This window comes from Pseudomonas brassicacearum subsp. neoaurantiaca, assembly GCF_013608025.1.
In the GTDB taxonomy this organism is placed as follows: Bacteria; Pseudomonadota; Gammaproteobacteria; order Pseudomonadales; family Pseudomonadaceae; genus Aquipseudomonas.
The window spans coordinates 47,368-68,878 of sequence record NZ_VDLV01000014.1; the positions used below are offsets into that span (position 1 = coordinate 47,368).

Consider the following 21,511-nt stretch of genomic DNA (forward strand, 5'->3'; position numbering starts at 1 on the left):
TTTGATGGTGCGGCGGCTATCGTGGGGCGACGTTATCCAACGCCCGGTTAGCCAGCAACGAACCCAGCTCAATCAATGGCTGGATCTAAAAAAGCGTGGCGAGGGAGCTTGCTCCCGCTGGGCTGCGAAGCGGCCCCAAAAATCTTGCGGTCGCTGCGCAACCGAGCGGGAGCAAGCTCCCTCGCCACGGGGGTAGCGGTAGAGCGGCTATCGTGGGTCGACGTTATCCAACGCGCGATTCGCCAGCAACGAACCCAGCTCGATCAATTGCTGGATTCCAAGCAGCACATGGCGGTTTGAGCCTTCCATATCGAAAGCCAGTTCGTTGACCATCGCATCGGCTGAAGCCAAGGTTTCGCTGAGGTTGGCCAGCAGGCATTCGTTGTCGAGGTCTTTTACAACGGTGAATAACTGGCCGGGCTTGGTGGTTTCTTTGGGTTTTGTCGGTTTTGTCGGTTCTGTTGGTTTGGGCTTTAGGTAAAAGTCCAATGCGCGGGTAGCGGCTTCTTCGAGTTTTTTTGCATTGATACCGTCCAGATAAGGAGAGTTGGGATCTGCTTCTGGAGGGTTTGGCGTTATTTTGAACATATGCATTTATCCTTCTAGTAGGCCGCAACCGTCTCGCTACTAAACGAAGGGGTGGCAGCTGTGCGCAAGTTAGTAGACCGGTGGAAAACACATAAAAGCCCGGCGCGCCCGAAGGCGCCATGCGCACAGCCACCATCAAATGCAGGCAACGCCTGACTGACGAGACTCATGCAACCATTATGTATTTCCAGCCAGGGCTACTAAACCCGACCACTGATGGGCAGTGGCAGGGAAACGATAGAGCCCAGGAGCAAGGCGCACAAGCCGGCGGATTCTGGCGTAGTTGTAGGTAACGGCGCAAGGATACGTAGCCCGACGGAGTCTTAGCGATCAGCAATTAAACAATATCTAAAAACTTGTAATAGTTTTATGCATAACGTGGCTTGTCTTTGTTTTCAAACAATAGTAGTTGGCCGCTTTTTGGGAAAATTTTGTAGACGCCGTTGTTAATGACACCCGCATTTACGGAAAAATCCTACATTTTTACCGCTCAAAACTTGGCATTCTTCACGCCGGTCGGAAGTTTGTAGGCAGTGGATACATCTCGCCATATGCAGCCATTTAACGTGCTGAAACTTCCTACAGGTTGAACTGAACTTTACTTCGCTGTCCGTCCATAAATATTTTATGCCATCGCCTCTGAATACTTATTAAAGGCTGTAAATGTCTTATCCCGAAAAACTGTCCGCGCATTACCTGGCACTTGCCAGCGCCCCCATTTCCTGCGGGAATTTTTCGGGTGTGGACGTCCGTTTTTCAGATGAGTTCGAAGCCCTGGAGCGCGAGCTCGGCAAAGCCCAGTCGGTGCATGACAGCGGTCAAGTCGACTGGCTGAAAATCCAGGAACAGAGTGAAGCCCTTCTGCGTACCCAGTCGAAAGATTTGCGCGTGTCGATCTGGCTGACGTGGGCGTTGTATCAGCGGGAATCTTTCCAAGGACTGCTCGCCGGCCTCAGCCTCCTGCGGCACCTGTGTGACAACCATTGGCTGACGCTTCACCCGACCAAGGTCAAAACCCGCGCCGCCGGTTTCCACTGGCTGGTGACCCGCCTGGAAGGCGCGTTGAGCGATGACGTTGCGATAAAGAGCCAGTTGGCCTTGTTTGAACGTTTGGCGGAGCAACTCGAAGCCCTCGATGCCACCTGCATCGCTCACTTTGGCGATGACGCGCCTCTATTGCTGCCGCTGTGCCGGCGTCTCAGGAGCCTGATCCTGCGTGCCACCGACTTCCCGCCGGCCGGTGCTGTCGAGGCCATGGTTGCCCACGTCAAGCAAGCCGCCACCCAACTGCTTGCCTCTGGCGCCCCGATTCAACATGAAAAGGACGCCCACAAGGCGTTGCGGAACCTGCAAGAAAGCGCGCGCCCATTGTGCGCTTGGTGGCTCAGGCAAAAGGCGACTGACGCTCGCGCGCTTCGCCTCAACCGCACGCTGCTATGGCTGGGCATCGACACCGTGCCCGAGCATAACGCTGAGCAGATCACCCCATTGCGCAGGCTGCCTGCGGATAAGCTCAAGGCGTATCAGGAAAGTCTCCAGCGGGGCAATTACGCTGATCTGTTGGTCGATATTGAGGCCAGCCTGGCGAAGGCGCCTTTCTGGTTCGACGGTCAAAGGCTCGCATGGGAATGTCTCCAAGAGCTGGGCGCCGACTCGGCCATGCGCGAAATGGAGATTCATTTCGCCTTGTTCATCCAGCGCCTGCCAATCGTCCTCGAGCTGCGCTGGCATGACGGCGAGCCGTTCGCGGATCCGTCCACCCGAGCGTGGATCGCCGCCCAAGTCATGCCTCGCCTGGACACATCAGGCGCTGCGCCCCACGCGGAGATCATCGATCCCTCGGCGCCTTGGGAGCGGGCTTTGGAAGAAGCCCAGCTCATCGCGGGCACGGACGGCCTCAAGGCTGCCGTCCAGTTTTTCAAGCAAGAAATGCACACCATCGACGGCGAGCGCGCGCGTTTCCTTTGGCGGTTCGCGATGGCTCGCTTGTGCTTTTCGGCCAAGAAATACGAACTCGCCAAAGTCCAGCTCGAGGCGCTTGACCAGACGCTACAAGACGCGACTTTGCACGCATGGGAGCCCGATCTCGCATTGCAGGTGCTGCATTTGTTGCATCGCTGTTGCGAGTTGTTGCCCCAGAACCACCTCGTGCGCGAGCGCAAGGATGAAACCTACCGCAGGTTGTGTCACCTCGACCTGGAGCGGGTAATCGAACAGACCTGCGGGTCCCCATTGTAAGGAAGGAAAATCATGGCCAAAGAAGGCTCTGTCGCGCCAAAGGAACGTATCAATGTCACCTTCAAACCCGCTACAGGCGGTGCTCAGGAAGAGATTGAGCTGCCGCTCAAGTTGATGGCGATTGGTGACTACATCCATCGCAAGGACGAACGCAAAGTCGAAGACCGCAAGCCGATCAGCATCGACAAAATGACCTTCGACGAAGTGTTGGCCAAGCAGGAATTGAGTCTGGTCTTGAGCGTGCCGAACCGCCTCCTGGACGAGAGCGACACCGAGGAGTTGGCCGTGCAACTGCGCTTGAACACGATGAAGGATTTCAATCCAGCGAGCCTGGTAGAGCAAGTTCCCGAGCTCAAGAAGTTGATGGAACTGCGTGAAGCGCTGGTCGCGCTCAAAGGGCCTTTGGGAAATGCCCCGGCGTTTCGAAAAGCCATCGAAAGCGTACTCGCCGATACCCAATCCCGCGATCGCATATTGGATGAGCTGGGCCTGACTCTCTCAGCCCCGGACGTTTGATTCTTTAGCCAAGGAAAGCCGACATATGAATCCCAATACAGCGCTGCAGCACAGCCATGAAAATGGCGAGCACAGCCTTCTTGAAAGCATCATCGCCCAAACACGCCTGACGCCTGAGGACGATGCCTACGACATTGCCAAGCGCGGCGTGTCGGCGTTCATCGAAGAGCTTCTCAAACCCCAGAACAATGGAGAGCCGGTCAAGAAGGCCATGGTCGATCGCATGATTGCCCAGATCGACGCCAAGCTCAGTCGCCAGGTTGACGAAATCCTCCACCATGCCGATTTCCAGGCATTGGAATCGGCGTGGCGTGGGTTGCAGTTGCTCGTGGATCGCACCGACTTTCGCGAGAACATCAAGATCGAGATGCTCAATATCTCCAAGAGCGACTTGCTGGATGATTTCGAAGACTCGCCGGAGATCATGCAGTCGGGCCTGTACAAGCATATCTACACGGCTGAATACGGCCAGTTCGGCGGGCAGCCGGTCGGCGCGATTGTCGCCAACTATTTTTTTTCGCCAAGCTCACCCGATGTGAAGCTGATGCAGTACGTGTCCAGCGTCGCCTGCATGTCCCACGCGCCGTTCGTTGCTGCGGCCGGCCCGGAATTCTTTGGCTTGGAAAGCTTCGCCGGGCTGCCAGACCTCAAGGACTTGAGGGACCATTTCGAAGGCCCGCAATTCGCCAAGTGGCAGAGCTTCCGTCAATCGGAAGATGCGCGCTACATCGGCCTGACCGTGCCGCGCTTCCTGTTGCGTAACCCCTACGACCCGCAGGAAAACCCGGTCAGGTCGTTCGTCTACAGGGAAACGGTCGCCAACAGCCATGAGCATTACTTGTGGGGCAACACGGCGTTTGCGTTCGGCACAAGGCTCACCGACAGCTTCGCCAAGTTTCGCTGGTGCCCGAACATCGTCGGTCCGCAAAGCGGCGGTGCCGTAGACGATCTGCCGTTGCACCACTTTGAAAGCATGGGCGAGATCGAAACCAAGATTCCCACGGAAGTGCTGGTTTCCGACCGCCGCGAATACGAGCTGGCCGAAGAAGGCTTCATCTCGCTGACCATGCGCAAAGGCAGTGATAACGCCGCGTTCTTTTCCGCCAGTTCTGTGCAAAAGCCCAAGTTCTTTGGCATCAGTGCCGAAGGCAAGGCGGCCGAGTTGAACTACAAGCTCGGCACGCAACTGCCGTACATGATGATTGTCAATCGCCTGGCCCATTACCTGAAAGTGCTCCAGCGCGAGCAACTGGGCTCGTGGAAAGAACGCACCGACCTGGAACTCGAGCTGAACAAGTGGATCCGCCAGTACGTTGCCGACCAGGAAAACCCGAGCGCTGAAGTTCGTGGTCGCAGGCCGCTGCGTGCTGCCCAGGTGCTGGTCACCGATGTGGAAGGTGAGCCGGGCTGGTATCGCGTGAGCTTGAACGTGCGCCCGCACTTCAAGTACATGGGGGCCGATTTCACCTTGTCGCTGGTTGGCAAGCTGGACAAGGCGTGAGCGGAACCTGACCGATGACTGGATATGGCAGCCTCTTCGAACGCCTGAATGGCGATTGCGACATTCGTGCGGGTATGAGTCGCGAGGCTTGTGCCGGGGCGTCCGTGGCTGCCCATTTGTCGAAGATGCTCAGCACCCGTGCGGGGAGCGTGCAGGTTGCGCCCGACTACGGATTGCCCGATCTCAACGATATTCGGCTGAGCTTGCATGATGTCCGTTACCAAGCCTGTCGCGCCATCCAGGCTTGTATCGAGGCCTACGAGCCACGCCTGAGCCATGTCCGTGTCACGACGATGTCGACTCACGCTGACCCGCTTCGCCTGTGCTTGCGCATCGATGCGCTGCTGGGCATGGATGGGCTCAAGCGGCCGGTGAGTTTTTCCGCTGGTCTGGACGGCAGCGGCCAACTCACGGTCAACCAAGGATAGGTCATGTCGTTCAACCACTATTTCCAGAGTGAGCTGACTGCGCTTCGCCAGTCGGGCCGGCGTTTCGCCGAGCGCAACCCTGCCTTGGCACCTTACCTCGGACAGGCCGGGCGGGATCCCGATGTGGAGCGATTGCTGGAGGGAGTTGCATTCCTGACCGGTCGTCTTCGCCAGAAGCTCGATGACCAATTGCCGGAGTTGAGCCATTCACTGATGCAGCTACTGTGGCCGAACTACATGCGACCGTTGCCGGCGTTCAGCATTTTGCAGTTCGATCCGCTGCGGTCGGGGCCTGGATTGCGAGTGGAGCGTGACACGCCGGTCGAGAGCAAGCCGATCCAAGGGGTGCGCTGTCGTTTTCGCACGTGTTACCCGACCGAGGTGTTGGCACTTGACCTGACAGGGATAAGTCATTCAGTAAAAGGCAACGGTTCGGTGCTGGGCCTGCGCCTGCAGATGCACTGCGAAGGCAACCTGGGCGAGTTGCAGCTAGGCAGTCTGCGCCTGCACCTGGCCGGTGAGCGCTACATCAGCCAGACGCTTTATCTGAATCTGCTACGCAATCTTCAGCATGTCGAACTGGTCCTTCTGGACGGCGACGGCCAGCCCGTGAGCGCCGCGGATGGAGTTGCGGTGACGCTCAGAATCCCAGCCAATCGTGTTCAGCCCGTGGGGTTTGCCGAAGAGCACGCATTGGTACCGTATCCCCTGAATACCTTTCGCGGCTATCGCTATCTGCAAGAGTATTTCGCCTTTCAGGAAAAATTCCTGTTCGTCGACGTCAGTGGCTTGGACATCATCAAGGGGTTGCCACAAGCGCTGCTGGAAAAGGCGCGCGGGTTAGACCTGCGCTTCGATATCGGCAACATCGGTACTCAGCGGATACGGCCAACGCTGGACAACGTGAAGCTTTACTGCACGCCTGTCGTCAATCTGTTCAAGCACGACGCCCAACCGATTCGCCTGGACGGCAAGCAGGAGGATTATCTGCTGTTGCCTGCCCAATACGCCCCCGAGCACTGCGGTGTGTTTTCGGTTGAAAGCGTCACTGGCTGGAGACCGGGTGGGCTGGGATACCAAGCCTATGTGCCGTTCGAATCATTCGAGCATGACGCCAGTTTCGATGTGCCCGGCAACCGCTCCTATTACAGCATCCGCCACCGCCCGTCGCTCCTTCATGGTGGTCTTGATACGTGCTTGAGTTTTGACGTGCGGCACAACCCGGCCCATGAAACGCTTTCGATCGAGCTGATGTGCACCAACCAGAACCTGCCCCGCCAGCTCAAGCCAGGCGATATCAGCCAGCCGGGCGAAAAAAGCCCTGAGTCGCTCGGTTTCCGCAACATCGGCGCGGTCACCCAGAGCTTCGCCCCTCCCCTGGAGCGTGATTTTCTGTGGAAGCTCATCAGCAACATGTCGCTCAACTACCTGTCGCTGGCGGACGTCAATGCGCTGAAGGTGATACTCGAAACCTACGATTTCCCCCGCTACCACGACGAGCTCTCGGAGAACGTCAGCAAGCGCCTGCTGGATGGCCTCAAGTCGATCAAGCATCAGCCTGTCGATCGGCTCCATCGCGGTCTACCGGTCAGAGGTTTATGCACAGAGCTGACGATCGACCCACAGGGGTACATCGGCGAGGGCGACGTATTTGTCTTCGCATCGGTCCTCAATGAATTTTTCGCGCTTTATGCCAGCCTGAATTCGTATCACGAGTTGAGGGTAAACAGCACACAGGGAGAGGTGTACCGATGGACACCCCGCATGGGCCAACAGCCGCTTCTCTAGGCGCGCTGACGCGAGGCATACGCGAATATTCGCTGTTTCAGGCGGTGCTGCTGGTGATCGATCGGCTGCGCGAAGCCCATCCTCACTTGGATGACGAGGAACTGTATGAGCACTTGGAATTCCAGGCCAACCCGAGCCTGGGATTCCCGGCCAGCGATATCGAATACGTCGAATTCTTTGAAGAGCAGGGGCAACTGCGGGCGCGTCTGTGCCTGAATCTGATCGGCCTGGTGGGCGCAGGTTCGCCTTTGCCGGCGTTCTATGGTGAGCAGGTATCGAGAGAGGGCGACGACAAGCCGACTCGCCAGTTTCTCGACGTGTTCAGTGATCGCCTCCAGCGCCTGATGTTGCCTATCTGGCGCAAATACCGTTATCGGGCGAGTTTTCGCAATGGCGCCGAGGACCGGTTCTCCGAGCAGTTATTCGCACTTGTCGGCCTCAGGGGCGAGGCCATTCGCCGGGACACCCAATTGAACTGGAAGCGCTTGCTGCCTTATCTGGGGCTGCTGAGCCTTCGGGCCCATTCGGCGGCCTTGATCGAAGCCGTGCTGCGTTACTACTTCAAACACCCCGAACTGAACCTGGAGCAGTGCGTCGAGCGGCGAGTGGACATCCTCGATGAGCAGCGCAACCGCTTGGGAAGGGCCAACAGCCTGCTTAGCGAAGAGCTGGTGCTGGGCGAGCGGATTCGTGATCGCAGCGGCAAATTCCGCATTCATGTCCTGGAGCTGGATTGGCAACGCTTCCATGAGTTCCTGCCGATCGGTGTCGCTTACCAGCCATTGTGCGCGTTGGTGCGATTCACCCTGCGCGACCCCCTTGAATACGACATCCGCCTGGTCTTGCAGCGGGACGAAATACGCGAATTGCGCATCGGCGAACGGAACACTTGCCGATTGGGATGGGCCAGTTGGCTCGGGCACGAGCGAGCCGCTGGTGTAGTGACCCTCAGCAGTAGAATTCATCAGGAACCGACGAAATGATCAACGTAGACCTGCAGCAACTCATTCAGGCGCTGGACGCGGATACCCGCCGCGACCTGGAGCGCTCGGCCGAGCGATGCGTGGATCGGGGCGCAAGCAAGGTCCTGGTGGAAGACCTGCTACAGAGCTTGCTGGAGCGAGGACGAGGGCTGCTCGGGCGCGCCTTGCAGGACGCCGGGATAAGCGCGAGCGAGCTGGACGCAACCTTGCAGCCACGTGCGGAACACGGCGCTTCACGTAACCCGGTCTTCGCGCCTGAATTGATTCAATGGCTTCAGGATGGGTTGTTGATGGCCCATCTCGAACTGGGCCAGAGCAACGTGACTGAAGCTGCGTTGATCCTGGCGTTGTTGCGCAACCCGAATCGCCATGGGGGTACCCGTTACCAGTCATTGCTCGCCCAGTTGAACATTGACCGACTGAAGGCGTTCGCCCTGTCGCAGCAGGCCCAACAGGAGAATGGACACGCCATTGCTCAAGGCGATTCGCTTCTGGAGCGCTTCACTCACAACCTGACGCAACAGGCCCGTGACGGCAAGCTGGATCCCGTGCTTTGCCGGGACGGCGAAATCCGACAGATGATCGATATCCTGTCTCGTCGGCGTAAAAACAATCCGATCGTTGTCGGCGAGGCAGGCGTGGGCAAGACCGCCATTGTCGAAGGGTTGGCCCTGCGCATTGCTGCCGGGGAAGTGCCGTCAGGGCTTGAGGGCGTAGAGCTTTTGTCGCTGGACATGGGTCTGCTGCAAGCCGGGGCCAGCATGAAAGGCGAATTCGAGCGGCGGCTCAACGGTGTGATCGAGGGTGTAAAGACGTCGCCCAGCCCCGTCATCCTTTTCATCGACGAAGCCCATACCTTGATTGGCTCGGGCGGTAATGCCGGTGGTTCCGATGCGGCCAACCTGCTCAAGCCGGCCCTGGCTCGAGGTGAGCTGCGCACCATCGCGGCGACGACTTGGAGCGAGTACAAAAAATATTTCGAGAAGGATCCCGCCCTTGCCCGTCGTTTCCAACCGGTGCAATTGCACGAGCCGACCATCAGCGAGGCGGTGACCATCCTACGGGGGCTGGCCCGAGTCTACGAGGCGAGCCACGGTATTTATCTGCGCGATGATGCGGTGGTTGCGGCGGCGCAGCTGTCAGCACGCTACCTGGCGGGCCGCCAGTTGCCGGACAAGGCGGTCGATGTGCTGGATACCGCGTGTGCCCGCGTGCGCATCAGCCTTGCTGCCGCGCCGCAGCATCTTGAGCGTCTGCGTGGCGAACGGGCCGAAGGTGAGCGCCAGCGCCAGGCGTTGTGTCGCGATGCAGAGGCCGGCTTGTCAATCGATGCCCAAGCATTGGAAGCGCTGCGGTTACGACTGGAGGCCCTCGAAATTGAATGCCAGTGCCTGGAAGTCCAATGGACAGAGCAGAGAGTTCTGGCCGAACGTTTGTTATCGCTGCGCCGGCAACTGGCTGGGCTGCGGGAAAATCGGGCGGACAAGGGCCTGGAGATCGAAACGCTGGAAGCGGCGTTGCACGAAACCCACAACGCGCTGGTGGATGCACAGGCTGAGCAACGCCTGGTCAGTTTTGAGGTGTGTCCGCGCTTGGTGGCGGAAGTGATCCACGCGTGGACGGGTGTCCCGCTGTCGCAGCTAGCCTGCGAGCACAACGTGAAAATCGCCCGTTTCGCAACAGATCTACGCACCCGTATCAGGGGGCAGGAGCCAGCGGTGCAGGCGCTTGATCGAGCGATGCGCGCAGCCGCCTCCGGCTTGAACAAACCCGACGCTCCAGCGGGAGTGTTTTTGCTGGTAGGGCCAAGCGGGGTAGGCAAGACCGAAACGGCCTTGGCCTTGGCAGAGTTGCTGTACGGCGGCGACCGATTCATCACGACAATCAACATGGCCGAGTTCCAGGAAAAACACACGGTTTCGAGGCTCATCGGCGCGCCTCCAGGTTATGTCGGATTTGGCGAGGGCGGGATGCTCACCGAGGCTGTTCGACAAAAGCCTTACTCGGTGGTGTTGCTCGATGAGGTCGAAAAAGCCGATCCGGACGTACTGAATCTGTTCTACCAGATATTCGACAAAGGCCTGGCCAACGACGGCGAAGGGCGGGAGATCGACTTTCGCAATACGTTGATTCTGATGACGTCGAACCTGGGCAGCGAACGTATCAGCGAGTTGTGCCAGAACGCAGTGGCGCCGAGTGCCGAGCAACTCGAAGAGGCGATTCGGCCGCTGCTCAGCAAACATTTCAAACCCGCATTACTGGCCCGTATGCGTGTGGTGCCGTATTACCCGGTAGGCGGCTCGGTGCTGCGCGAGTTGGTGGAGATAAAGCTGGGGCGTTTGGGCGCGCGACTGCAGCGTCGCCAGTTGGGCTTCAGTTATTGCATGCAGCTTGTTGATTACTTTGTCGAGCGCTGCACCCACAGCGACAGCGGTGCGCGGCTCATCGACCAACTGCTCGATCTGCATCTGATCCCTAAGTTGTCCGACGGCTTGCTCGCGGCCATGGCCATCGGCGAACAACCGCGGCAGGTGCACGCCACGCTCGATGAACAAGCCCGCGTGACGTGTGAGTTCAAGTGATGGGGGCACTGTTGAGTCATGTGCCTGAACCGCTGGTTTATGCCGAAGCGTTGCTGGCGCAGTTTTCCAGCCTTTCGCAATCGGCCGACGATGCGACCTTGCTCGGCGATTTCATCAGGGGGGCGGCGCGGCTCAGTGGCTGTGAACTGGCGCAGTTATATTTGTTGGACGCCGCGCACGGCCGCCTGGAATTAAGTGCCGAATGCCTGGAAGACCGATTGCAGTTTCGTGACCCGGCCGGCTTGCCTTGCGATTACGCCGGTGAGCAACTGCTGCAATTCGTCCTGCGTCAGAACCGCATGGCGTGCCTTGGTGCGTTGAGCGACAGCCTGCACGATACGCGTTTCCTGCCGGCCCGTGCTGCGCCGTGGCAGTCGCTGCTCTGTGTGCCGCTAGCCACCGGAGACGAGATCAAAGGGTTGTTGCTTTGCGCCAGCTCCCAATGGATCGACCTGCAGGGATTCGCTGATTCCCTGGGCTCTCTCGGAGCGTTCGCGCTCAACCAGATCCACCAGTTGCAACGCCAACGGCGTCCTTCCACTGAAGTTCGGCCTGTGGCGATCAACCTGCCGAGCGCCAACGGTTTCGGCCTCATCGGCAAGAGCGCGGCGATGCGCCAAACTTGTCAGCTGATCAACAAAGTCGTGAACAGCCCGTACACGGTCCTGCTTTATGGCGAGACGGGTACCGGCAAGGAAGTCGTGGCCCGGGCAATCCACGATTGCGGGCCGCGTCGCACGCAGGCGTTCATTGTTCAGAACTGCGCGGCGCTTCCGGAACATCTGCTGGAAAGCGAGTTGTTCGGTTATCGCAAGGGGGCGTTTACCGGCGCTGATCGTGACCGCGTGGGCTTATTCGACGCGGCTGACAAGGGCACATTATTGCTCGATGAAATTGGCGACATGCCCTTGTCGCTCCAGGCCAAGTTGCTACGCGTCTTGCAGGAGGGTGAGATACGTCCGTTGGGGTCGAACCTCACCCACAAGATCGACGTGCGCATCATCGCCGCCACCCATCGCGACCTGAAACGCTTGATGAGCGAAGGCAAGTTCCGCGAAGACCTGTATTACCGCCTTGCACAGTTTCCCATCCAATTGCCGCCGCTGCGCCAGCGTGGCCCCGACATCATCGAACTGGCTCGGCACTTTGCCGACAAGGCTTGTGCCCTTCTGCAGCGCGATCTCGTGTATTGGTCCGACGCTGCGCTGGCCCACCTGGCTGCCTATGACTTTCCCGGAAACGTACGCGAGCTCAAAGGCATCGTCGAAAGAGCGGTGCTGTTGTGCGAAGGCGACGAATTACGAGTAGAGCACTTTGCCCTGCACATTAAACACCCACCCGATGAAGGTCGCGTAAGCCTGCGCGAACGGATGGAACACATCGAACGCAGCCTGATGATCGATTGCCTGCGCAAGAATTCCGGTAACCAGACGCTGACGGCTCGGGAGCTCGGCTTGCCGCTGCGCACGCTGTTGTATCGGATGAGTCGGCTGAACATTCGCCGCAAGGACGCCGAAGTCTGACGCTGTGATTCAACCTCATTCACTTATTTCAGGACACTTTGGATGACCGCTCACCCTTGGCAAATCTTCCTGCTGACCGTTGTCGTGTTGTTCGGCCTCGGTGGTTGCAACGCAAACTACACATTCAACGACAGCACTTATCGCCCTTTGGGTGATCCGCAAGCGGTAAACCGCGGTAAGTGACCGCAAGGAGGCACATCGGTGGAAGTCATTTTCGAAAGGTTGGATGCCAGGCAATTTGTCAGCCCGAGCCCGTGCCGGAAAATTTTCGGGACGGCGGGCGGCGTTATTGGGCGAGGCGAGGAGTGTGACTGGGTCATCCCGGACAGCGAGCGCCTCTTGTCCAAGCGCCATGCGCGGGTGAGTTTCCAGGGAGGCGCGTTTTTTCTCACCGACATCAGCGGCAATGGTATATCCCACCGCAGAAACGGTGCGCGCCTGCCTAAAGGCGAGCCAGTGCCCATCAAGGATGGGGATATCTACGTCATGGGCGAATGCGAACTCCTGGCGCGGTTGGTGGCTCGTTCGGGTAACAGCATTCCCAAGGCCGACCGTTCGGTGTCCAGCGGCAATCTCATTCCGGACGATGCATTCGTGGGGCTCGATCCGCTGGAAGGCCTGGACCGACAGGAGCGTGTGTTTTCTGAAATAGATGGGTTGCTCGATCCCAGTGCGATGCCTGCTTACCACTCGGACTCTGTGCGGGCCGATATGGAAAGCCTGCGACTGCCAGAACTGGTCGACGCGAATAATGAGCAGGCGCCTTTTCTGACACCCCAACCTTGCGAGCCCGCACAGGAGGACTTTTGGCAACGCTTCGGTCACTCGCTAGGCATGGACCTCGGGGATATGGACGCGGAAGCCCGCGAGGCGTTGGCGGTCAACGTCGCGCAGTTGTTCAAGCAAAGCGTCCGGGGCTTGCAACAGAGTCTGCGAACTCGTTCCGAGTTGAAAGGCGAGCTGCGTCTGGCCCAGACCGTTTTCCACGGTCCTCGGAAAAATCCGTTGAAGTACACCGATGATGCTTTGCCGATGCTGTTGCAGCCAGGCGTGTCACTCCAGTTGTCGGCCAGCGAGGCTATCAACCGCTCATTCCATGACCTCCAGGCACACCAAGTGGCCTTGCTGGCCGCCAGCCGGTCCACCCTGCGTACGGTGCTGGAACATTTTTCGCCTCGCCAATTGATCCTGCGGATGGAGCGCGAGCAGCGACCGTTGATCAGTACGTCAGGCGGCCACTGGCGGGCATTCGGTCGTTATCACCAAGGGCTGTGCGACGACGATGACTGGGTGGAGCGCCTGCTTGCCCGGGACTTCGCCAAGGCATACGAGGAACAGGTCCGCCTGGTGTCCACTCTGCAAAACGATCTTCATGGATGACGTACATGTCTCGCCGCACCCTGCTTTTTTTCAAGACGCTGACGTTGACGCTAGCGGTTACGACGTTGGTGGCCGGTTGTGCCAGTCTGTCGCCGTTTTCAACGATGACCAAACTCAATCTCACCCTCACTGCCAGCGATCAGCTCAACCCGGACCTCAACGGGCGGCCATCTCCTGTCGTGGTGCGCCTGTTCGAACTCAAGCATCCGGTGGCTTATGAAAACGCAGATTTCTTCAGTCTGTATGACCGTGCCAGGGAGTCCCTGGCGCCTGACTTGATCACCAGCGAAGAACTGGAGTTGCGTCCCGGCGAAACGGTCACGCTCAGGCTCAACGTCGCAGGGGGCGGTCGTTATGTCGGGGTGCTTGCGGCGTACCGGGACCTGCCTCGGACCCAGTGGCGTCAAACGCTGTCCGTCGCTACGGCGCAAGTGACTGAAGCGCATCTGATGCTCGATCAGGATGGCATTGCCAGCCATTTCGAAAGCTTTGCCAGGACGGATGACCAATGAATCACGATAAGGTCATCTGGCAGGAAGGAATGTTGCTGCGCCCACAACATTTACAGCACAACGATCGCTATTTCGATCATCAGCTCAAGCTTCGCACACGCTTGCTGGATGGTTACGCCTGGGGCTTCCTGACGCTGGAAATCGATCTGCAGTTTCTGAACATGGGGCGACTGATCATCAGCAAGGCTTCGGGTATCTTGCCAGACGGCAGCTTCTTCGAATTGAACGGTAACGCTGAGCCGCTGGCCCTGGAAGTGCCCTCCAACACCTGCAACACGCCCATCTATCTCGCCCTGCCTCTCGTGACCGGCAATCGGGTCGAGTCTCGTCGTCCCGAGCAAGCCGATGTGCTGGCGCGCTATATCACCTATGAAATGCAGGTGACCGACTCCAATGCGGCAGACGCTTTCAGCAGTCAGATCAGCTGTGGCCGCCCGGATGTACGCTTGCTGCTGGGCGAGCGGCAGGGCGACCAGGCTTTCGTCAAGTTGAAAGTTTGCGAAGTCCTTGATACCACGCCTGATGGTGGAATCAGGCTCGACGCGGATTTTGTGCCCGCGTTCATCCAGACCAAGTCATCCGGCTACCTGTTGTCATGCCTCAAGGAAGTCATTGGCATGCTTGGCCACCGGGGCGAAAGCCTCGCCGAACGGATTCTCTCCAACGGGAATGCGGGTGCGGTTCAAGTCGGCGATTTCATGATGCTGCAGTTGATCAACCGTACCGAATTGCTGCTGCGTCACTATCTGGACCTGGAGCAGGTTCACCCTGAAACCCTTTATCGAACGCTGCTTTCTCTGCTCGGCGAGTTGGCGACCTATTCAACAGACAGTAAGCGCCCTTCATTCGATCACCGCTACCAACACAGCGATCTGGGCGCGTGCTTTCGAAGCCTCATGCAGGCAATCCGGCAGGTACTGTCGATGGTGCTGGAACAGCATGCCATTGAGCTGCGATTGCAGACTCGCCAGTACGGAATCAGCGTTTCGCCGATGCATGACCTTTCACTGCTGGACTCGGCTTCGTTCGTACTGGCCGCGAGCGCCCATTGTGACAGCGAGGAGTTGCGCCATCGCTTGCCGTCGCATCTCAAGATCGGTTCGGTGGAGCGCATTCGCCAGTTGGTCAATTTGCATTTGCCGGGCATCAAGATCAGGCCTTTGCCCGTGGCGCCGCGGCAGATTGCGTTCCATGCCAACAAGACCTATTTCCTCCTTGAACCCAGTGTCGAGGACCTTGCCCAGGTGAAGCGTTCAGCGGGCTTTGCCTTTCATGTGTCGGGTGAATTCGCTGAGCTGGAACTGAATTTTTGGGCCATCAGGAACTGACTGACATGGATAAGGACATGCCTCAAGACGACATTACCGTCCTGCTCGATTTTCACGGACAGCGCCCGGCTTCGGGTCCTTTGACCGACGCTGCCGCGCCGCCGCGTATCGAACAGCTGGAAGATCGAATGATTTATGCCGCACGCCAGCCACGGTCCCGAAGGTTCGTGACCAGCCTTAATCCCCTGGTGGAGGCTGCGTCGGGGTTGTTGGCCCAGATGATGTCGCTCAAGCGGGGCCGCGAGCGCGCAGACCTGAATGACCTCAAGCAGGAATTGACCTTGGAGTTGAAGCAGTTCGAAGCCTTGGCGTTGCACGCCAACGTCGAGCAAAGCGAGGTGGTCGCTGCTCGTTACGTGCTGTGCACGGTGCTTGATGAGGCCGTCGTCGTCACGTCGTGGGGATACGGCAGCGGTTGGTCGCAAATCAGCCTGCTCAGCACCTTTCACAATGAAACGTTCGGCGGCGAAAAAGTTTTCCAATTGCTTGATCGCTTGTTGAAAGATCCGGTGAAGCATTTGCACATGCTGGAGCTGCTTTATCTTTGCCTGTCTTTGGGCTTTGAGGGCAAATATCGGGTCCAGGCACGCGGGGGGTTCGAGCTCGTTGGCATCCGCGACGCGCTGTATCGCTCGATCCGTCAGGTACGCGGCGATGCACCGCGCCAACTTTCACCCCGTTGGGAAGGGCTCGTTGCCCCACCTCGCCGTCCGGTGCGGGTTGTTCCTGCCTGGACCGTGGCGTTTTTTACCCTGGCTTGTCTGGGTGTGATGTACGCGGGCTTCGCGTGGGTGTTGGACGAGCAGCGCGAAAGCATCCTGCAACCCTATCAATTACTAGAGCCGGCTGTGGTTCAAGCGCAGCCGTAAACAGGGACGTGTCATGAAATCGCTTTTCAGAAAAGTGGGGGCCGGTCTGCGCCAGACTTGGGTCTGGACGTTGTCATGTGCGCTTTGTACGGCAGGGCTGGTCTGGTTTTTCGGGCCGTTGCTGGCGATCGACGATCATAAATTCTGGGCATCTCCGACGGCGCGCTTGTTGACGATCAGCCTGTTGTTGCTGGCGTGGGGCCTGGGTATGGTTTTCTTCAACGAGCGATCCGGGAAGATAAAATCTCCCAGCCAACCCGATCCCGACCCGTCTCGCACGCTTGGCCAGGCCAGGGTCGACGATGAACGGCGAGAAATTCGCTCGCGCTTCAAGAGGGCGCAGAGAACATTTCCAAGCGTCTATCCCGGTGGCGGGAAACGCAGCCTCGAGGACTTGCCCTGGTATTTGCTGATTGGCCCGACCGCCAGCGGCAAGACCAGCCTGCTGGAGCGTTCAGGCCTCGAATTTGCGTTCGATGGCGTTGAACGAAAGCCCCTGCTCGACAGGACCGGTACCCGTGATTGCGACTGGTATTGTTCCGAACAAGCGGTGTTGATGGACACCGCCGGTCGCTATCTGACCCAGACGGATAAACAGGTGGATGGTAGCGCCTGGAGCGTCTTGCTCGACCTTCTGCGTCGAGACCGCCGGGGTCGTCCCCTCAATGGTGTGCTGGTGGCGGTGCCGGCTGAAGTCCTATTGCAGGGTTGTGAGGAAGACGTCATCGACCTGGCCGGCCAGATTCGTAGCCGTGTGCAGGAGATTCAACGACAACTGCGCGCCAACGTGCCGATTTACCTGGTGCTCAGCAAGGCGGACACCATCCCTGGCTTCAATGAGTTCTTCGATTCGCTGACGCGTGAGGAAGCCGATCAGGTGTTGGGGGCGAGCTTCAGTGGGGCGCAGCGCGGTTGCGACATGGCCATGTTGCGTGGCGAGTTCGAGGCGCTGTTGCAGAGGCTCAATAGCCAGTTGCTCCTGCGTTTGCACCAGGAGCGCGACAGTGAATGCCGTGGCCTCGTCCTGGATTTCCCACAACAACTGGCGCAGCTCGGACCTCACCTGTGCCTGCTGTTCGAGCTGGCTTTCAGGGGCGAGGCGTGTCCGCTACGAGGGTTCTATCTGACCAGCGCTGCCGCGTCATCTCGCCTGGCAGGCGGACAGGCATCGCAACCACGTGAAACGGGCAACGGACAATTCATCCATCATCTGTTCACCCGAGTCATTTTCCCGGAGGCCGATTTGGCGGGCCCCGATCAGCGTGAGCGAAGCCGCATTGATTGGCGGCGGCACGCTATCTACCTCGGTGCGCTCACCACCCTCGGGTTGTTCGGAGGGTTGTGGGCAAATGGTTACAGGGCTAATCATGAGCGTCTGGAACATCTGCGAACGTTGGCGCAACGTTGGGATCTGCATCGTCCGGCGCTGGGGGCGAACTATGATCCCGTCGGGATGCTCGAATCGCTTGATATCCGTTTCAAGGCAACGGAGGTTTTTCCACCTGCCAAGGCTGTGCCGTTGTACGAGCGCATCGGTTTGTACCAAGGGGAGGCGGCCAGTTCCGCAGTGCTTGGTGCTTATGAGCGGGAATTAAAGACGCAGCTCCTGCCCCAGGTTGCGCAGATGTTGGAAGAGCACATCCACGGCCGCTTGAGTGAGCGCGAAAATCTGCTCGACAGCCTGCGCGCGTACTTGATGCTGGCCCAGCCCGAACGTCGCGATCACCCTTGGCTCATGGACTGGGTCACTCGAGAATGGTCGCTGCGCTATCCCGGTAACGAGGCGGTGCAAAACGGTTTGAAGGACCATTTCGAGCGTTTGCTGGAACAGCCTTTCGTCTTGGAGATCAACCAGCCGCTCGTGGCCCAGGCACGGGACGCGTTGCGCAGTGAGTCCCAGGCTACAGTCGTTTATCGGATGCTGCGGGAGCAGGCAAGCCACTTGCCGAGATACAGCCTCGACCAATACCTTGGTCCCCAAGGGACATTGCTGGTTGGCACTGATCGTGTCATCCCGGGTTTTTATACCCGACAGGGTTACGAGCAACATTTTTCAACTCAAGGCACCCGGCTGATCAGCGGGTTGCTACGGGACAATTGGGTCCTGGGTGAAGGCGCGAGCCTCAGCGGAAAAGACATGCGCCAGCTCCTGGTCGAGCTCGAACAGTTTTATTTCCGTGATTATGCCGACCATTGGAGCGAAGCAATCGGACGGGTCACCTTGCAAACGACGCACAACGCAGGCGAGATGGCCGACCTACTGGCGGGGCTGACATCAGCCCAGTCGCCAGTCCTGCGATTGCTGGTGCAGGTACGTGAACACACACGCATCCAAGGCCTTGTCGAACCCGTGGACAAGCCGGTGCAAACGCCCGGAAACAGCGACAGTACCGTTACGCAGCTTGTGTCTGCGGCCGTGCAACGCGTCGATTCGTTGGCGACCTCATTGCCGGATAGCGGACAAAAATCCCTTCGACGGCGTTTCGAACCGTTGCACCGCTTGCTTGAGCCTGACAATAGCCCCTCTGTGGACCTGACCTTGGCCTTGCAAGCGCTCGAAGACACCCATGCGCAGTTGGCGCCCCTGGCCCGGGCCAGTGATCCGGAGCAAGCCGCATTCGAATTGGCGAAGCGTCGCATGGGTGGTCAGCGAGATGCGCTGAGTAACCTGCGTAGCGCGTCGACTCGTTTGCCGCGCCCGTTCGAAGGGTGGTTCAACGGGTTGGCCGACGATGGCTGGCGCATCGTACTGAGTGACTCGTACCGTCACCTTAACCAGCGCTACCAGGGCGAACTGTACGGTTTTTATCGCAAGGCAATCGGCAAGCGGTATCCGTTCAGCGCACACAGTGCCAGTGACGTCGCGATCAATGATTTTCGAGAGTTCTTCAAGGACCAGGGCATCGTCGACCGATTCTTCGAAAGTTATATGCGGCCTTTCGTCAGCGGTACCCCTGGAAACTACCGTCTGCGTAGCTTCGACGGGCAGAGCTTGCCAATGTCCAGAACCTATCTGGATCAAATGGCGGCGGCCCATACGATCCGCCAGGGTTTTTTTATCGACAATCCAGCCGAGCCACAGATTCAGTTCAAGCTTGAGCCCTACACACTTGACCCGGCCGTGAGTCGATCCGAATTTCGTTTCGGCGACAAGACGCTGGAGTACCGTCACGGGCCTATACAGCCGTTGGCCTTCACTTGGCCAACTGACGCGCAAGGCGGCCGGACCTCCCTGCTATTGGATCGAATGGCCGGTGGGCGGGGAGTCGGTATCGAAAAGAATACCGGGCCGTGGTCGCTGTTTCGTCTGTTCGACTTAATGCAGGCCGAGTACCTGGCTGGTCGTGATGTTCGTGTGCTCAAGGCCGATCTCGGCGGGTTGCGGGCCAATTTCCTGTTGACGAGCCAGCGCACACCGAACCCTTTCGATATGACGGTGCTGCGCACTTTCAGAATGCCGGCGCAGCTCTGATGCATCATGCCAGCCACTGGCGTAGCGCTGCGCGGACAGACACTGGCAAGGTTCGTCAGCGCAACGAGGATGCTTTCCTGGAATGCCCGAAACGGGGGCTATGGGCAGTGGCGGACGGAATGGGCGGTCACTCGGGCGGCGATATTGCCAGTCAATTGATCATCGCCAATCTGGCCGAGCTGCCCCTGCACCGAGACTTCGACGCGCGCTTGAACGCCGTGCGCCAATGTCTGCGTTGGACCAATCGGCGGTTGAGCCAGGAACTGACCGTCACGGCGGCAAATCCGCTCGGCATCATGGGCAGCACGGTGGTGGCGCTATTGTTGGAAGGTCGCCGTGCGGCATGTGTCTGGGCGGGCGACAGCCGCTGTTATCTCTGGCGCGGTGGGCATTTATACCAACTGTCCAGGGATCACTCGCTGCGCGAGCAAATGATCGCTGAATGCCGCTTCAGTCGTGACGAAGCAAATACTCATCCCGCCGCGAAGGCGTTGACGAGAGCGATAGGCGCTTCGCAAGAGTTGAGGCTCGGCATATTGGAACTGGATGTTCAGCGTGGCGATAAATTCTTGTTGTGCACCGATGGTGTTTATCAGGATCTGGATAGCCAAACCCTTGGCGACGCCATGAGCCTGCCGTCTCCAGGAAAGGTGCTCGACCGTCTTTTCGAGGGAGTTTTGAGGGGCGCTGCGCGGGATAACCTGACGGCTGTGGTGATTGGCGCGTGAACAGCCTCGAATCGGCACAAGCGACCTCGCGTGACGGCGAGTGTCGTCCGACCTGTTTCGTCCCCACCGATGCATCGCCTACGCTGGAACCGAGCCAACCTTGTGCCGGCGAAACGCCGAAGATACTCGCGGGACGCTATCGCCTGGAACGCTTGCTTGGAGCCGGTGGCATGGGCGTCGTATATCGCGCCCGAGACCTTCTTCATGAGCAGTACGGTGACCCGGATCCGTACATTGCACTGAAGATGCTAAGCGGGGTGTTTGACGGGTCACCTGACGCGAGCTCGCTGCTTTACAGCGAATTCGCCCTGACTCGACGCTTGCTGCATCCAAACGTATTGCGTCCATTCACTTTCGAAGTGGACGCCGCCCACCGACTTGCCTTTATCACCATGGAACTCATGCGCGGCATGACGCTGGACAAGTTACTTTGCGAACGGCCCCTCGGTCTCTCTTGGCCCGAATTGAAAATGATAGCCGTGCCGCTGCTCGGTGCTCTTGCCTATGCCCATGACCGAGGCGTGCTGCACGGTGACATCAAGCCAAGCAACGTCATGGTGTGTGAAGACGGTGTGCGCTTGTTTGATTTCGGCCTGGGCCTGGCTGAAAAAGGCCCGTTGAAAGGCTTGCCCTCGTTGAATCGCCACCGCCTCAACGCTTGGACCCCAGGCTACGCCGCCCCCGAATTGCTCGAAGGCGCACCGCTCTGCGCACGCGCCGACCTCTACAGCCTGGCTTGCGTGCTCTACGAACTGGCGTGCGGCAAACATCCGTTTCAACGTTTACCTTCGAACCAGGCGCGCGATACCGGGCTGGAGCGCCAGCTCAAGGCACCGAGAAAGCTGCCGCGGCGCTGCTGGGTGGCGTTGCGCGAGGCGTTGGCGTTTGATCCGGCGCGGCGCGGAATCAGTGCCGCGCGGTTGCGGGAGGTGTGGGCGGGTGGAGCTTTTTGGTGGTGAAGGGCTGTTGGGTTTGTCGTTCAGTTGGATATGCATCGTTCGATAGCGGCGGCATGTCATCTACGGAGTTCTCAACATGAATGCGCTCCGTGGCGAGGGAGCTTGCTCCCGCTGGG

Annotated in this window: 17 protein-coding genes; 16 read left to right on the forward strand and 1 reads right to left on the reverse strand. The window is 58.8% G+C overall.

What is annotated here, in order from left to right; translation table 11 throughout:
* Window positions 1-207 precede the first annotated feature (207 nt).
* Entirely contained in the window at window positions 208-588 is a 381-nt protein-coding gene (locus FHK92_RS12360) for a DUF6124 family protein (RefSeq protein ID WP_181288315.1), read from the reverse strand.
* A 663-nt stretch (window positions 589-1,251) separates the two neighbouring features.
* Between FHK92_RS12360 and tssA the strand changes: the two genes are divergently transcribed.
* The 16 genes from tssA (at window position 1,252) to FHK92_RS12440 (ending at window position 21,395) form a co-directional block, all read left to right on the forward strand.
* Window positions 1,252-2,826: a type VI secretion system protein TssA gene (gene tssA, locus FHK92_RS12365; protein ID WP_181288316.1), complete on the forward strand. Its 1,575-nt coding sequence runs from the start codon at window positions 1,252-1,254 to the stop codon at window positions 2,824-2,826.
* A gap of 12 nt (window positions 2,827-2,838) precedes the next feature.
* The gene (gene tssB, locus FHK92_RS12370; RefSeq protein ID WP_181288317.1) at window positions 2,839-3,342 is read left to right on the forward strand and encodes a type VI secretion system contractile sheath small subunit; all 504 of its coding nucleotides are present in this window, start codon (window positions 2,839-2,841) and stop codon (window positions 3,340-3,342) included.
* Window positions 3,343-3,367: 25 nt separating this feature from the next.
* Window positions 3,368-4,843, forward strand: a complete 1,476-nt coding sequence (gene tssC, locus FHK92_RS12375) for a type VI secretion system contractile sheath large subunit (RefSeq protein WP_181288318.1) — start codon at window positions 3,368-3,370, stop codon at window positions 4,841-4,843.
* A gap of 14 nt (window positions 4,844-4,857) precedes the next feature.
* Window positions 4,858-5,271 carry a type VI secretion system baseplate subunit TssE gene (tssE, locus tag FHK92_RS12380; RefSeq protein ID WP_181288319.1) on the forward strand — a complete coding sequence of 138 codons (414 nt, stop codon included), beginning with the start codon at window positions 4,858-4,860 and terminating at the stop codon, window positions 5,269-5,271.
* Between the two features lie 3 nt (window positions 5,272-5,274).
* Entirely contained in the window at window positions 5,275-7,059 is a 1,785-nt protein-coding gene (tssF, locus tag FHK92_RS12385; protein ID WP_181288320.1) for a type VI secretion system baseplate subunit TssF, read from the forward strand.
* Window positions 7,023-8,042 carry a type VI secretion system baseplate subunit TssG gene (gene tssG / locus FHK92_RS12390; RefSeq protein WP_181288321.1) on the forward strand — a complete coding sequence of 340 codons (1,020 nt, stop codon included), beginning with the start codon at window positions 7,023-7,025 and terminating at the stop codon, window positions 8,040-8,042. Before tssF ends, tssG begins: the two co-directional genes overlap by 37 nt.
* A complete protein-coding gene (gene tssH / locus FHK92_RS12395; RefSeq protein WP_181288322.1) occupies window positions 8,039-10,624 on the forward strand; it encodes a type VI secretion system ATPase TssH in 2,586 nt (861 codons plus the stop codon). Before tssG ends, tssH begins: the two co-directional genes overlap by 4 nt.
* Complete coding sequence (locus FHK92_RS12400; RefSeq protein ID WP_375154608.1) at window positions 10,624-12,147, forward strand: sigma-54-dependent Fis family transcriptional regulator; 1,524 nt, start codon at window positions 10,624-10,626, stop codon at window positions 12,145-12,147. The genes tssH and FHK92_RS12400 overlap by 1 nt, the downstream gene beginning before the upstream one ends.
* Window positions 12,148-12,189: 42 nt before the next feature.
* Window positions 12,190-12,330, forward strand: a complete 141-nt coding sequence (locus FHK92_RS12405; RefSeq protein WP_181288323.1) for a type VI secretion protein — start codon at window positions 12,190-12,192, stop codon at window positions 12,328-12,330.
* Between the two features lie 18 nt (window positions 12,331-12,348).
* Entirely contained in the window at window positions 12,349-13,527 is a 1,179-nt protein-coding gene (gene tagH / locus FHK92_RS12410) for a type VI secretion system-associated FHA domain protein TagH (protein WP_181288324.1), read from the forward strand.
* Between the two features lie 5 nt (window positions 13,528-13,532).
* Window positions 13,533-14,039, forward strand: a complete 507-nt coding sequence (gene tssJ, locus FHK92_RS12415) for a type VI secretion system lipoprotein TssJ (RefSeq protein WP_181288325.1) — start codon at window positions 13,533-13,535, stop codon at window positions 14,037-14,039.
* Entirely contained in the window at window positions 14,036-15,367 is a 1,332-nt protein-coding gene (tssK, locus tag FHK92_RS12420; protein ID WP_181288326.1) for a type VI secretion system baseplate subunit TssK, read from the forward strand. Before tssJ ends, tssK begins: the two co-directional genes overlap by 4 nt.
* Window positions 15,368-15,372: 5 nt before the next feature.
* Window positions 15,373-16,236 (forward strand): type IVB secretion system protein IcmH/DotU, encoded by an 864-nt coding sequence (gene icmH, locus FHK92_RS12425; RefSeq protein ID WP_181288327.1) that lies wholly within the window; start codon window positions 15,373-15,375, stop codon window positions 16,234-16,236.
* A 13-nt stretch (window positions 16,237-16,249) separates the two neighbouring features.
* Window positions 16,250-19,708, forward strand: coding sequence for a type VI secretion system membrane subunit TssM (gene tssM / locus FHK92_RS12430; protein WP_181288328.1), 3,459 nt, complete (start codon window positions 16,250-16,252; stop codon window positions 19,706-19,708).
* A complete protein-coding gene (locus tag FHK92_RS12435) occupies window positions 19,708-20,436 on the forward strand; it encodes a PP2C family protein-serine/threonine phosphatase (RefSeq protein WP_181288329.1) in 729 nt (242 codons plus the stop codon). Before tssM ends, FHK92_RS12435 begins: the two co-directional genes overlap by 1 nt.
* 83 nt (window positions 20,437-20,519) lie before the next feature.
* Window positions 20,520-21,395 carry a serine/threonine-protein kinase gene (locus tag FHK92_RS12440; protein WP_258232659.1) on the forward strand — a complete coding sequence of 292 codons (876 nt, stop codon included), beginning with the start codon at window positions 20,520-20,522 and terminating at the stop codon, window positions 21,393-21,395.
* Window positions 21,396-21,511: the final 116 nt, after the last annotated feature.

Bases quoted from the DNA above. Each gene is read 5' to 3' on its own strand.
- FHK92_RS12435 (WP_181288329.1), top strand. From the start codon at position 19,708: ATGCATCATGCCAGCCACTGGCGTAGCGCTGCGCGGACAGACACTGGC.
- tssC (WP_181288318.1), top strand. From the start codon at position 3,368: ATGAATCCCAATACAGCGCTGCAGCACAGCCATGAAAATGGCGAGCAC.
- FHK92_RS12400 (WP_375154608.1), top strand. From the start codon at position 10,624: ATGGGGGCACTGTTGAGTCATGTGCCTGAACCGCTGGTTTATGCCGAA.
- FHK92_RS12405 (WP_181288323.1), top strand. From the start codon at position 12,190: ATGACCGCTCACCCTTGGCAAATCTTCCTGCTGACCGTTGTCGTGTTG.
- tssG (WP_181288321.1), top strand. From the start codon at position 7,023: ATGGACACCCCGCATGGGCCAACAGCCGCTTCTCTAGGCGCGCTGACG.
- tssK (WP_181288326.1), top strand. From the start codon at position 14,036: ATGAATCACGATAAGGTCATCTGGCAGGAAGGAATGTTGCTGCGCCCA.
- tssM (WP_181288328.1), top strand. From the start codon at position 16,250: ATGAAATCGCTTTTCAGAAAAGTGGGGGCCGGTCTGCGCCAGACTTGG.
- tssJ (WP_181288325.1), top strand. From the start codon at position 13,533: ATGTCTCGCCGCACCCTGCTTTTTTTCAAGACGCTGACGTTGACGCTA.
- icmH (WP_181288327.1), top strand. From the start codon at position 15,373: ATGGATAAGGACATGCCTCAAGACGACATTACCGTCCTGCTCGATTTT.
- tssB (WP_181288317.1), top strand. From the start codon at position 2,839: ATGGCCAAAGAAGGCTCTGTCGCGCCAAAGGAACGTATCAATGTCACC.
- FHK92_RS12360 (WP_181288315.1), bottom strand. From the start codon at position 588: ATGTTCAAAATAACGCCAAACCCTCCAGAAGCAGATCCCAACTCTCCT.
- tssH (WP_181288322.1), top strand. From the start codon at position 8,039: ATGATCAACGTAGACCTGCAGCAACTCATTCAGGCGCTGGACGCGGAT.
- tssA (WP_181288316.1), top strand. From the start codon at position 1,252: ATGTCTTATCCCGAAAAACTGTCCGCGCATTACCTGGCACTTGCCAGC.
- tssF (WP_181288320.1), top strand. From the start codon at position 5,275: ATGTCGTTCAACCACTATTTCCAGAGTGAGCTGACTGCGCTTCGCCAG.
- tssE (WP_181288319.1), top strand. From the start codon at position 4,858: ATGACTGGATATGGCAGCCTCTTCGAACGCCTGAATGGCGATTGCGAC.